Genomic DNA, 12,731 nt, shown 5'->3' with positions numbered 1-12,731 from the left:
GATTAGGCTTTATTTTTTAGAATTTTGGCGATGGGTATGAATTGCGGCAGAAATAGCTGCGATAACGTTTCCGTCTATTCCTGGTTGTACCGCTTGATTGTTTCGACTCAAATTAGCTGAAGGCCCTTTTAAATGAGCTGAAGGCTCTGCTGTTTCACCGGGAAAAGCTTCACAAAATCGGGCAATGAGATGAATACCCACAATAAGAAGCCCTAAGAATGAGAAAACAAATACCATTCCTATAAGCATAAGAGAAGCTGCTTCAAAGAGCAGGCTAGCGACGGATCCCGAATTCATATTCAAACCTGTTGTTATTTCGTACCTGAATAAGTATCACGTGGTTTTTCAAAACACAACAAAGCAGCATAAAAAACCACTTTAAAATGAATAAAACCCGCCAAAATGAAACTTAATGCATTATTCTTTAATAAATTTGCAACAAAAGTATATTTTAGGAATTAGCATAAGCGTTGCCGATGCCAGCAATCTACGTTTACGTTCATTTATACTCACGCCTTAATGAAAGCCTATATTTTCCGTAAAGTCACTGTCTAGCTGTTTAGCGAAATCTTTCGCATGCATCGCCACTAATTCTAGCTGCATATGTCGTTCATCCTCGGGTACGTAAGCAGGCACATTTACTGGGCTTCCCTCACAGTCCACCGCCATAAAAGTTATAAAACAGCGATTTGCGACAGACGTAGTGTTTTCCGTGGCGTCGCCCGATTTAACCACAACATAGATATGCATACTTGACGCTCCAGTGTGTACCAACGATGCGGTTATCTCAACTAGCTGACCTACTTTTATAGGTTTTATGAAACGTATGCCATTGGCAGACACCGTGACGCAGTAACATTTGGACCACTGCGCGGCACAGGCATAGGCTGCTTGGTCAATCCATTTCATTAAGCTGTTATAGAGAGCATGCCACCGTGAACGTTACCGCCAAAGTTTACGTCGGTAGGTTCTGCTAAAAATCGAAAAGTAGTAGATGGATGTGCCATAGCGTACCTCGCGCTTTACTGCTGTTAGACACATTAAGTTTAGCTTAAATTTTAAACAGTGCGCTTAGACGAAAGTGGAGAGAACAAAAATAAAAGGAGTAGAAATGAAAAAACCCACCTAAAAAGGTGGGTTTTTCAATGTGGCGCGTGTGGAAGGATTCGAACCTCCGACCGCCTGGTTCGTAGCCAGGTACTCTATCCAGCTGAGCTACACACGCGTAAACTTGTGTACTTTTGAATTTTACATCAAAAGGTGACGCTTTAAAATAAGTGGCGCGTGTGGAAGGATTCGAACCTCCGACCGCCTGGTTCGTAGCCAGGTACTCTATCCAGCTGAGCTACACACGCGCAAAACTTGTTGTTGGCCGTCACTGCCAACGAATAATGGCGGAGAGGGAGGGATTCGAACCCTCGATACGCGTATATGCGTATGGTTCCTTAGCAGGGAACTGGTTTCAGCCACTCACCCACCTCTCCTTGACTGCGGGGTGCATTTTACGGATTCATTGGCCTGAGTCAAACCTTTTTTATAAAGAAATTGTTCACCCGCTGCCATTTTAAACGATTCGAGCAAAAAACCAGTAATTTGTTCGCAATACAAGCAATTAAACCGAATTTTATTTAACGATGCTCGTTAATTTGCATTTGAATATGCGCAGCTTCATTGCAGTTTTAACTGACCCGCCTTAATAATTTAGTCAATTTTTCAAGAATAATATCAAAAAGTTTTGAATTTATTTGTTCATAACCAAGTACGCTGATTCGTATTACTTACTTAAGTTATTTAAAAACGCTCCAAAATCTCAAATAAAGCGGTATATGTCTCTATTTAAAAATCGTCCACCCAGAAGGCATTGTGCTAGAAAAAAGCTGTGCACGACCCAGAGACTTAACTTGGTCATTAGCGCGAGACATCACAACGTCATTTCTGGCGAAATAGAACAGAAACAATAGACTTGCGCTAAAGCCCGATAAGATTTACTCACTTAAAACAAAAAAGGCCAGCGTAAGCTGACCTTTTCCAATGAAGCGTATAATGCAATTATTCTGCAGAGCCTGGCTGACCGCCTTTTTCTGCTTGAATGCGCATGTATATCTCTTCACGGTGCACAGAAACTTCTTTTGGTGCATTCACACCGATACGTACCTGATTCCCTTTTACACCTAGTACGGTAACGGTTACATCGTCACCAACCATAAGCGTTTCACCAACTCGACGAGTCAAAATAAGCATTCGCTTGCTCCTGTTCCTTAATACTGAACATCATCCATTAAGATTTGCCAACCCATCGGCACGACCCGATGGAAGCGACAGTGATTCCATGTTTCTGCGTCACTTCAAAAACTCACTGTTATACACAAAAATAATTATAGCTTATCTTGTAACCAAGCGTTAACCGAATCTAGCGCCTGGCCCAAGTTTTCAGGCTGGTCACCGCCTGCCTGTGCCATATCTGGACGACCGCCCCCTTTGCCACCTACTTGTGATGCAACAAAGTTAACTAGCTCGCCCGCTTTAACTTTACTAGTGAGGTTTTTAGTAACGCCAGCAATAAGATTCACTTTCGCGTCATTAGCCACACCTAATACTACGATCCCTTCACCAATTCGGTTTTTAATGTCATCCATCATTGAACGCAATGACTTCGCTTCAACACCTTCCAAATTCGCAATAAGAACTTTAACGCCATTTATCTCTACTGCATTACTAAGCATATCAGCACCTTGCTGACTCGCCAATTTTTGTTTCGCAGAATTGAGTGCTTTTTCTAGTTCTTTAGTCTGATTTTGTAGAGAAACTACGCGATCAAGTACATTTTGGCTGTCTGTTTTCAATAACGCAGACAATGAAGACAGTGTCGCTTGTTGGGTTTGCACGACTTCAAGTGCATGCTCGCCAGTAACTGCTTCGATACGTCGAACGCCCGATGCAATACCCGCTTCACTGGTAATTTTAAACAAGCCAATATCACCAGTACGTGTAACGTGAGTACCACCACATAGCTCAACAGAGAATGGCCCCATGGTTACCACGCGAACTTTTTCGTCGTACTTTTCACCAAATAGCGCCATTGCGCCTGATGCTTTGGCTTCATCCAAATCCATTAGTTCAGTTGCTAACGTGTGGTTTGCACGTATTTCTTGGTTAACTCGTCTTTCAATCTCAGCAAGTTGCTCAGCCGTTACTGCCTCAAAATGCGAGAAGTCAAAACGCATGCGCGGCGCTTCAACCAATGAACCTTTCTGAGTTACGTGCTCACCTAAAATTTCACGCAGTGCTGCATGAAGTAAATGCGTTGCGCTGTGGTTCTTTTTAATGGCTTCACGATTTGCTGCATCAATCGCTGCGGTTGCCGTATCACCTTTAGATACCGAACCTTTAGCAATACCTTTGTGTGCAAACGCATTACCCATTTTTTGGGTGTCAGTAACGATGAATTCACCGTTTGCCACGCGAAGCACACCTTTGTCACCTGCCTGACCACCGCTTTCAGCGTAGAACGGTGTGCTGTCTAATACCACAACGCCTTCTTGACCGTCTTCAAGCTTCTCAACAAACGCATTGTCGGCAATAAGTTCAACCACATTCGCCTGGCCTTCTACATCGGTGTACCCAGTAAATGAGGTTGTGTGGTCAATGGCGAGTTTACTATTGTAGTCTGCACCAAAGTTGCTAGCCTGCTGTGCACGGGCACGTTGTGCTTGCATAGCAGCTTCAAAACCTTCTTCGTCAATCTTAAGGTCGTGCTCACGCGCTACATCATTGGTTAAGTCAGTAGGGAAACCATAGGTGTCGTAAAGCTTAAACACTACGTCACCCGGCACTGTGTCGCCTTCTAGAGTTTCTAGTGTATCGTTTAGAATAGCCATACCACGGGCTAACGTTTTGCTAAACTGCTCTTCTTCAACACGTAGTACTTTTTCAATTACCGGTAGCTGGTCTACAAGTTCTGGATACGCTTCACCCATTTCTTTGGCAAGTGATGCTACAAGCTTATAGAAGAAAATATCGTTTGCGCCAAGTTGATAGCCGTGGCGGACAGCGCGACGAATAATGCGACGTAATACGTATCCGCGCCCTTCATTTGATGGCATAACGCCATCGCAAATTAAGAAGCTGCACGAACGAATGTGATCGGCGATGACCCGTAGCGATTTATTTTCTAAATCTTCGCTTCCAACAATTGATGCTGCTGATTTGATCAAGTTTTGGAAAAGGTCGATCTCGTAGTTGCTGTGCACGTTCTGCAAGATAGCGGAAATACGTTCTAGGCCCATACCGGTATCGATTGAAGGCTTAGGGAGTGGCTCCATGGTACCGTCAGCTTGTTTGTTAAACTGCATAAATACCAGGTTCCAAATTTCGATAAAGCGGTCGCCGTCTTCTTCTGGTGTTCCCGGAGGACCTCCCCAAATGTGCGCACCGTGATCGTAAAAGATTTCAGAACAAGGACCACATGGACCGGTATCGCCCATAGACCAGAAGTTATCTGACGTACTAATGCGAATAATCTTTTCTTTTGGAACACCAATATGGTTTTCCCAGATGTCGAAAGCTTCGTCATCTTCAGAATAAACGGTGACTAAGAGCTTTTCTTTTGGCAAACCAATTTCTTTGGTAAGGAAATTCCACGCAAACTCTATCGCTTCTTTTTTGAAATAATCGCCAAAGCTGAAATTACCCAGCATTTCAAAAAAGGTATGGTGACGCGCAGTGTAACCTACGTTCTCAAGGTCGTTATGCTTACCACCTGCGCGAACGCAGCGCTGTGACGATACCGCACGGGTATAGCTGCGTTTTTCCGCACCTAAAAAACAGTCTTTAAACTGGTTCATGCCCGCGTTGGTAAAAAGAAGTGTGGGATCATCTGCCGGAACCAGTGACGAGCTCGCCACCGCTTGGTGGCCATGGCTTTTAAAATAATCGATAAACTTGTTACGTAAGTCAGCAGTTGATAATGTCATTGAAAACCTAACTTCCTTTATTCTATTTTTGAAACGTGCGATTTGCCTGTTCTAATGAGCTTTATAATCGGGGCAGTTTGCGAATACGCAATACGCTTATCCTCGCTATAATTCTCTGGATAATTAAAATGCACACAAATTTGCGCAACAATACCATGGATAACGCAATTTTGTTAAGTGTAACGGGGAGAAGATAGGCTCAAATTTCACTTTAAGTAGACGAAAATAGCCAGTATTCATAAAACGAATCGCCAACGGCATCTATTTGTCGGTAAACATGAGCATAAACCAGCCGTTTTAGCTAGATTCGTTTGCGCTTACAGCATATTCAATGTGATCTTGGTAAAAGCCACGATATTGAAGAAATTGTTTCTGCTTTTGTCTCAACGCGAATTCGGTTTCATAAAACTCGCCAAACTTTTTCTCTTTTACTTTTTTAGCACTTTCAAACCAGTCAGCGTCAATCTCTCTCATTGCGTGTTCTGCAGTACTTTCATCTACACCGTATTGCTGTAAGTCTAATTTAATTGCGCGGGGTCCCTTCCCTTTTAAATACAGTGCGCGAGCTCGGCTTTCTGCAAATCTAGCATCGCTTTGGATATCAGCATCTTTGAATTCCTCCAGAATAGGCATGAAAGCATCACTCGCTATTCCCTTCTGCTGCAACTTTCGCATAATCTCGTTAAAGCTATGCTCTCGTCGTGCCAGCATGCGAGTAATCGCGTCGGTAATGATTTTTCGGTCGAACTCTGACATTTTTGTAAACTTACTCTTCTGTATTAAACGTAGAAACCGCGTTATTTTAGCGTTAATTACTCGTACATTGCGACTATCTAGCGTTTTACGCACTTAACCTCTACATGATGTAAACTGCATGACAGCATCCAACTATCGCATAACAATAATAGATTCGATTGAACAGATCTCTAAAGAGCGCTGGCAATACCTCGCAAAAGAATCGGGTCCTTTCGTTTCTTATGAATTTTTACATGCGCTAGAACGCAGCGGCTCGTGCAGCAATGAATCTGGGTGGCAGCCTTGCCATATTGCTATAGCGAAAGGTCAGCATGAGGCTGTTAATCTCGTTATTCCCGGCTACCTGAAAACTCACAGCTACGGTGAATACGTGTTTGACCACGCATGGGCTAATGCTTATGCACAGCACGGTCTCGACTATTATCCTAAATGGATATCGGCCATCCCCTTCACGCCTGTAACAGGCTCTAGACTACTTTCTGATGGGCACATTGCGCTTACTCCGTCACTTTTAAGTGAACTGGAAAATACATTGACAGCGCATGTAGAGTCCGTTTTTGGTGAGGCTTTATCTTCTTTTCATTGGCTATTTCCCAATGAAAGCACCTCAGCTCAACTTATTGGTAAAGACGAGCCTGAGGCCAGTGAATTAGCCGATGATTTGCCTAATGACCAATTCAAAGTTCAACCCAGTATTCCCAACCACTACCTGACCCGATACGCGGTTCAGTTTCAGTGGCATAACTACGGTTATGGTGATTTCGACGATTTTCTTAACGCGCTTACTTCCCGCAAAAGAAAAGATATCAAGAAAAGTCGACGTAAACTGAACGAGCAAGGCGTTCGCTTCACCCATCATACCGGCAGTGAGATTAGCCCAGAGACACTGCAGTTTTTCACAAAGTGTTACAAAGTAACCTATTTAAAACGAAGCGGTCACGTGGGATATTTGAACGATGCGTTCTTTGAGCAGCTAGTCGAGAGCATGAGCGATAACATGCTTATAGTTACGGCAATAGAGAATGAGGTAGCAGTAGCCAGCGCCCTCTTTTTCTATGATGAGACAGGACTGTATGGCAGATACTGGGGAGCACTGAAAGAAATAGACGGGCTACATTTTGCCTGCTGTTATTTTGAAGGCATTGAATTCGCCATTGAGAAAAAGCTATCGCTTTTTAATCCCGGCACCCAAGGTGAACATAAAATACTTCGAGGCTTCGAGCCCATTTATTGCCGTTCTCATCACAAATTACAACATCCGTCGTTTCACACTGCTGTAGCAGACTTTTTACAGCGAGAAACGCCACATATCGCAAGCTATTTTAATCAGGCACGGAATGCTTTACCGTTTAACAAGGAATTTGTGCCTACTTTAAAAACAACGAGTGTCACTGCACCTAACGACGACACTTATAATCACAACGAGAAAAACGATGAAATATAAACTTCTTGCCGTAGCGATTGCGGCATCTTTGGGACTTGCTGGTTGCGGTCAGCCTGAAAAAGCCCAAGAGCAAACCAGCAATGTTGAAGCGCCAGAAATGAAGGGCGAAGCGGAACTAGGCTCTTTTGGCGTAGACTTGACCGCTCGTAATGAAGCGGTAAAACCTGGTGATGACTTCTTCATGTACGCGAGCGGTACATGGTACGACAACTACGAGCTGCCCGCTGACAAAACTCGCTACGGCGCGTTTACGGGTCTTGCAGAGCGTAGTGAAGAGCAAGTTAAAAACATCATTGATGGGCTAATGGAAAAGTCTTCTCTAAATGCAGAAGAAAAGCTTGTTCACGACTTTTTCGTTGCTTATATGGATACAGATACCATCAACGAAAAAGGTATTGAGCCAATTAAAGACGTACTCACGTCTATCGATAGCATTGAAAACAAAACTGACCTAACCAAAGCATTTGGTAACAGCTGGTTAGTAGGCTCAACCACGCCAATTGGCGGCGGTATGTGGTACAACCGCCTTGACCCAAATGAATACCAATTAAGTGTTGGTGTTGGTGGTTTAGGCCTTCCTGATCGCGACTACTACCTGAGCGATAGCGAACGTTTTGTTAAAATTCGTGAAGCTTATGTAGCGCACATCGAGCAGATGCTAAATTTTGCAGGCGAAGAAAACGCAGCTGAAAAAGCGGCGAACATTCTTGCCCTTGAAACACAAATTGCAGAAATTCAGTGGCCTCGCGAAAAACGCCGTGACCGCGATCTTACTCTTAACCAGATTGAACGTAGCAAGCTGTCTGACGAGTACCCTGGCTTTGATTGGGATACGTATTTTGCTCAAACCGGTTATAAGGTACCTGAGCTAAATATTACACAGCCTGAGCCAGTAAAAGACGTTATTAAAATTATTAACGAAGCTGATCTCGCTGATTGGAAGTCGTACTTGAAATATCACACTATTTCAAACAATGCGGATTTCCTTTCTGAAGATATCTACCTAGCCAACTTTGACTTCTTTGGTCGTACACTAAGCGGTCAGCAAGAGCCTCGTCCTCGTTGGAAACGCGCAGTGAGCCAAATGTCTGGTACTGAGTCACTTGGTTTTGCTATCGGCAAGATTTACGTAAACGAATACTTCCCAGAAAGCTCAAAAGAGCAGATGGCGGAGCTGGTTGAGAACTTGCGTACAGCACTAGGTGAGCGTATTGAAAACCTAGACTGGATGAGCGAAGAAACCAAGGTAAATGCCAAAGAAAAGCTAATGGCATTTAACCCTAAAATTGGCTACCCAGACGAATGGCAGTCTTTCGACGGCGTAACCATCAGCGACAAAGACTTAGTAGGCAATGTTCGAAACCTACGCACATTCTTCCAAGACCAATCGGTAGAACGTGAGCTAGAGAAAACGGATCGCAATCGCTGGGGTATGACACCGCAGCGCGTTAACGCCTACTACAATAGCTCGTTCAACGAAATTGTATTCCCAGCGGCTATTTTGCAACCACCATTCTTTGATCCAAACGCCGACGCAGCAGTTAACTACGGTGCAATCGGTGCGGTAATTGGTCACGAAATGGGACATGGTTTTGACGATCAAGGCTCGAAGTCAGATGCAAACGGTATTCAGCGCAACTGGTGGACCGATGCTGACCGCGCAGCGTTTGAAGAAAAAGCAGATATGCTAGCCGAGCAATACAGCCAGTACGAGCCTATCGAAGGTAACTTCGTAAATGGTCGCAACAGCTTGGGTGAAAACATTGGTGACGTGGGTGGTCTAGCCATGGCTTACCACGCCTACAAACTTAGCCTTAACGGCAAAGAAGCACCGGTAATTGACGGCCTAACAGGCGATCAGCGTTTCTTCCTTGCATGGGCACAAGTGTGGAAAGAAAAACGCACTGAAGAAAGCATGCTGAATCAACTTCGCGCAGGTACACACGCGCCTGGTCGTTATCGTGCACAAGCACCAAGAAACCATGATGCATGGTATGAAGCGTTTGATGTGAAACCAGATGATGCACTTTATCTTGCGCCAGAAGAGCGCGTAAGAATTTGGTAACTCATTGAGTTAAGCACTTAGTGAGCACATGCTAGCTTCTCGCGCCGGATAGAGATTTGTATCTGGCGCCAGCTAATACCAGTCCGCATAGCTCATTTAGAAAATGTAGATAATTAAAAAGGGCGGTTCGACTTATCTCGAACCGCCCTTTTTATTTTTCTAATCAGTATTCGCTCGGTGGTACTTATACGCCAGCCCCGAGTACTTGTTTAACTTCCGTTTGCTTATTTATCTTCCGTATTGGGCAACTATATCGCGAACGTATTGTTTACAACGGGCTACAGCCTCTGAAAAATCACCGTTACCCACACTGCCCATGGAATAACGAAGCCAATACCCATCAATTAATGCAGCGGTAGACGCAGCGGCGTTTTTGACCTGCTCAGGTTTAAGTAGCTTGCGGTAACTAAACGCTAAATTACGCTCTAAGCGTTTGTGGTTAATACACTGCAAACGATGCAAGCCTTCGTTGTGAAGTGACAACGCCCAGAAGTTGAACCAAGTATTGGTGGCGGAACTCGCCCCTTGCGTTTGTGAAAAGTTATTTTCAATAATGAAATCAATCCGCTCTAGCGGATCGTCAATACGCTGCGTGATTTTTAGCGCATCGAGAAGGTGGCGCATCGTTGCTTCAATTAAACCTTGCTTGTCACCAAAATAGTGACTGATTATCCCTGAAGAAAGCCCAGCTCTTTTGCTAATTAAGCTAATCGTTGTACCGTGATAGCCAACTTCTGCCATCACTTCTAGCGTTGCTTCTATTAATTGCTTCTTGCGAACTGGCTCCATTCCCACCTTGGGCATGCTACAACTCCAAACCTTAAATCTAAAAAATAACCTGCGACAGCACAATGCCGCCGCAGGCATGATATCACGATTAAAAGGTTAAGCGTGCGTTGACTGCAACAGCGCGAGGTGCGCCAATCCAAAATGCACCTGGTGCAATGGTAGACGCATAGTCTTCATCAAACAGGTTGTTTACTGTTAAACGCACTTCTAGCTCTTCAGCACCTGAACCAATGTTTTCGATAAAGCCGCCAATATAGAAGTCGCTAACGATATAGTCATCAACTTGTGCCGCATTATCAATATCCAGGTAGCGGCTATCAACGTACTTGGTAGACAGGCCTGCAAAGTAGTTATCGCGTGCCCAATCAAGGCTAATTACCGCCATAGTGTCAGGCGTACCGATACCCGTATTACCTTCAATAGCTACCAGTGACACTTCAGGGTTTTCAGGGTCTGCGATGGCTGCCAGCGCATCGTCAAGTGTATCGTATTGCGTACCTGAACTACCTACCGTCGCAACATATTCTGATTCGCTTAAGGTAATAGAAGTGAACAACGAGAAGTCTTCGGTTAGCATAATGTCTGCTGAAATTTCAAAACCACTAGACTCAATACCGCCCACGTTTTTGTATCCACCCGCGGCTGCTTCAAGAAAGTCTATACCCTCTGAGGTTTCGTTACTGGTAAATTGAATACGGTCGTTAAACTCAATATTGTAGTAGGTCACGCTGGCATTGAAACCAGGTGAAGAGTAGCGGAAACCTACGTCAATGTTGTCAGCGGTTTCTGGCTTTATAAAGCGAAGGTCAGTATCGTTGCGCTCTAGTTGTGCATCTTTGATTGCCGCAAAGTTCTCACCGTAACCTGCGAAAACTTCCACTCCTTCAATGGGTAAAGGTGCAACGATACCGGCAGAGAATAAGGTATCTGAGTCAGTATTCACCGCTAAGTTGTTGGCTGAATCAAAGTTGTCCGTTTTCTCGATATCTACGTTAAACTTCTTGGCACCAGCGCGAATGCGGGCAAAGCCTAGATCAAGCTCATCTTCCACATAGTACATCAAGGTATCAACTGGGAAGGTTCTGTCGTACTGCACCCAGTAAGGCACGTTGTCATAATCGACGCTAATAGACGAGTTGGTAATTTTATGCCAATCGCGAGACTCGCCACGCTCATAGTCTTCCCACCAAATACCAAAACGTACGGTATTATCAAAATCACCAATTTTGGTGTACCACACAGCATCAGCATTAATGCCAAAACGCTCTTTATCATAATGGGTGTGACGATATGAGCCCACGGGAATAGCGCCTTGCGCATGACAGCCTGGGTCATATTCTGCACCTGCACCACCATAAGGGAAGGTCAGTGAGCTTTGACACCCCTCAATAGGGCTTAGCTGGTTGCCTTGTCTATCAACAAAGTAGATTTGTCCCAGCTCCTCTCCACCGAATACTGTATTTCCAACAATAAGCTCTGAGTGCCCTTCTGCTCCGTCATCAGTGATATCAACAATATAGGGTGGAACCCATTCGCCGCGTCCTTCATTGTCGTGATAATACACGTTAGTCATAAAATCGACCTGGCCAATAGTAAAGTCAGCCTGTAAATAAGCGAAAAGGTTTTCGCGTAGGGTAGACCAACCTCGACGATACGCCTGATCTTGATAAGGCACGCCTGTCCACTCGTCAGTTAACTGGTCCCAATCTGGATTTTGCTCATATTGCGCCAGCCCGTATATGCGCTGGTAGTTATCTTCGTGGGTATCGTCGTAAGACAGGTAACCTGTAAGAGACACGTCGTTAACGGTAGAGATAAACTTCATGGCTAAATGATCACGGGTGTTCTCTGCTGCCTGCTGCATAAAGTCAGAACTTTCTTGACTTGAAAGGCTTATCCACGCGTAAGTATCTTTAAAGATTTCGCCTGTTTCGTAGCGTACATAGTATTTTGACGCATCAAATGAACCCGCAGTTACACTGGTTATTAAGCCCTGCTCCGCAGACGGGTTAATGGTGGTGAAATTCAGTGTGCCGCCCAAGGCTTCGTGTGAACGGGAAGCGATATCCGCCGTACCCTGAGAAACTTCAACGCCTTTTACGTTTTCGGTATCGATATAGCGATTCGCTTTCGCGCCACCACCGTAATTCGAGTTACCGTTGGCGATGCCATCTACCGTCATGCCAATTTGCTGCTCATTTAGGTTTACTTGAAAGCCACGAATAACAATAGACGTTGACCAGTCATCAGCCCCAAAGGTATCACCTTCGTTAATAAGCACACCCGGCAGGTTATCAACCGCGGCTAACACACTGCTAAGATTAGCCTGTTGTTTAAACATATCGTCGCTCGTTGCGTTATTCGCGTAAGAAACGCTTCGCCCAACAACGGTAATTTCTTCTATGCGCTCTTCGTCAGCACGCTCTGCTTCCTCTGCCCACGCCACTGTAGGTGTAGTCATAGACGAAAGTGCTGCAAGTACAGCTAACGAGAGTTTATTGTGTGTTTTCATGTGTTTCCCAAAGTAGTTGTGTAATGTTTACTCACTACTCTAGGGAGGAATTGTTACAGTAGCGTTAAGTTTAATTGAACAATCAATTAATAAAACATTTTCCATGTTTGTTTACTCAATGACATCCAAGTAAACACGCACCAGCTGTAAACGGACCCAGAAATTTAGCAAAGAAATCTTTGCCTAACAGAC

The 12,731-nt window shown here is 44.5% G+C and carries 8 protein-coding genes, 3 tRNA genes and 1 pseudogene; 2 read left to right on the top strand and 10 right to left on the bottom strand.

What is annotated here, in order from left to right; genetic code table 11:
* Nucleotides 1-9: 9 nt before the first annotated feature.
* The 8 genes and pseudogenes from ACFI6J_RS15675 to ACFI6J_RS15640 all read right to left on the bottom strand — a co-directional run bounded on the left by ACFI6J_RS15675 (nt 10) and on the right by ACFI6J_RS15640 (nt 5,729).
* Nucleotides 10-297, bottom strand: a complete 288-nt coding sequence (locus tag ACFI6J_RS15675) for an OadG family protein (RefSeq protein ID WP_041693403.1) — start codon at nt 295-297, stop codon at nt 10-12.
* A gap of 219 nt (nt 298-516) precedes the next feature.
* Nucleotides 517-1,007 (bottom strand): annotated as a pseudogene (locus tag ACFI6J_RS15670) (acyl-CoA thioesterase).
* A 141-nt stretch (nt 1,008-1,148) separates the two neighbouring features.
* Nucleotides 1,149-1,225: transfer RNA gene (locus ACFI6J_RS15665), tRNA-Arg, on the bottom strand.
* 53 nt (nt 1,226-1,278) lie between these two features.
* Nucleotides 1,279-1,355 (bottom strand) — tRNA-Arg (locus ACFI6J_RS15660).
* Between the two features lie 37 nt (nt 1,356-1,392).
* Nucleotides 1,393-1,484 (bottom strand) — tRNA-Ser (locus tag ACFI6J_RS15655).
* Between the two features lie 565 nt (nt 1,485-2,049).
* Complete coding sequence (csrA, locus tag ACFI6J_RS15650) at nt 2,050-2,241, bottom strand: carbon storage regulator CsrA (protein WP_012517705.1); 192 nt, start codon at nt 2,239-2,241, stop codon at nt 2,050-2,052.
* A gap of 134 nt (nt 2,242-2,375) precedes the next feature.
* Complete coding sequence (gene alaS, locus ACFI6J_RS15645) at nt 2,376-4,973, bottom strand: alanine--tRNA ligase (protein WP_014948671.1); 2,598 nt, start codon at nt 4,971-4,973, stop codon at nt 2,376-2,378.
* A gap of 297 nt (nt 4,974-5,270) precedes the next feature.
* Nucleotides 5,271-5,729: a regulatory protein RecX gene (locus ACFI6J_RS15640; RefSeq protein WP_014948670.1), complete on the bottom strand. Its 459-nt coding sequence runs from the start codon at nt 5,727-5,729 to the stop codon at nt 5,271-5,273.
* Between the two features lie 118 nt (nt 5,730-5,847).
* Between ACFI6J_RS15640 and ACFI6J_RS15635 the strand changes: the two genes are divergently transcribed.
* Together ACFI6J_RS15635 and ACFI6J_RS15630 are read left to right on the top strand one after the other, a co-directional pair.
* Nucleotides 5,848-7,173, top strand: coding sequence for a GNAT family N-acetyltransferase (locus tag ACFI6J_RS15635; RefSeq protein ID WP_156086078.1), 1,326 nt, complete (start codon nt 5,848-5,850; stop codon nt 7,171-7,173).
* Complete coding sequence (locus ACFI6J_RS15630; protein WP_156086077.1) at nt 7,163-9,238, top strand: M13 family metallopeptidase; 2,076 nt, start codon at nt 7,163-7,165, stop codon at nt 9,236-9,238. Before ACFI6J_RS15635 ends, ACFI6J_RS15630 begins: the two co-directional genes overlap by 11 nt.
* Nucleotides 9,239-9,466: 228 nt before the next feature.
* Here ACFI6J_RS15630 and betI read toward each other — a convergent pair whose 3' ends face one another.
* Nucleotides 9,467-10,042 carry a transcriptional regulator BetI gene (gene betI / locus ACFI6J_RS15625; RefSeq protein ID WP_289617962.1) on the bottom strand — a complete coding sequence of 192 codons (576 nt, stop codon included), beginning with the start codon at nt 10,040-10,042 and terminating at the stop codon, nt 9,467-9,469.
* A 73-nt stretch (nt 10,043-10,115) separates the two neighbouring features.
* Nucleotides 10,116-12,539: a TonB-dependent receptor domain-containing protein gene (locus tag ACFI6J_RS15620; RefSeq protein WP_156086076.1), complete on the bottom strand. Its 2,424-nt coding sequence runs from the start codon at nt 12,537-12,539 to the stop codon at nt 10,116-10,118.
* Nucleotides 12,540-12,731 lie beyond the last annotated feature (192 nt).

The sequence above is a fragment of the Alteromonas sp. G4i13 genome (assembly GCF_054960505.1).
This window is presented reverse-complemented; position numbering and strand designations above follow the sequence as displayed.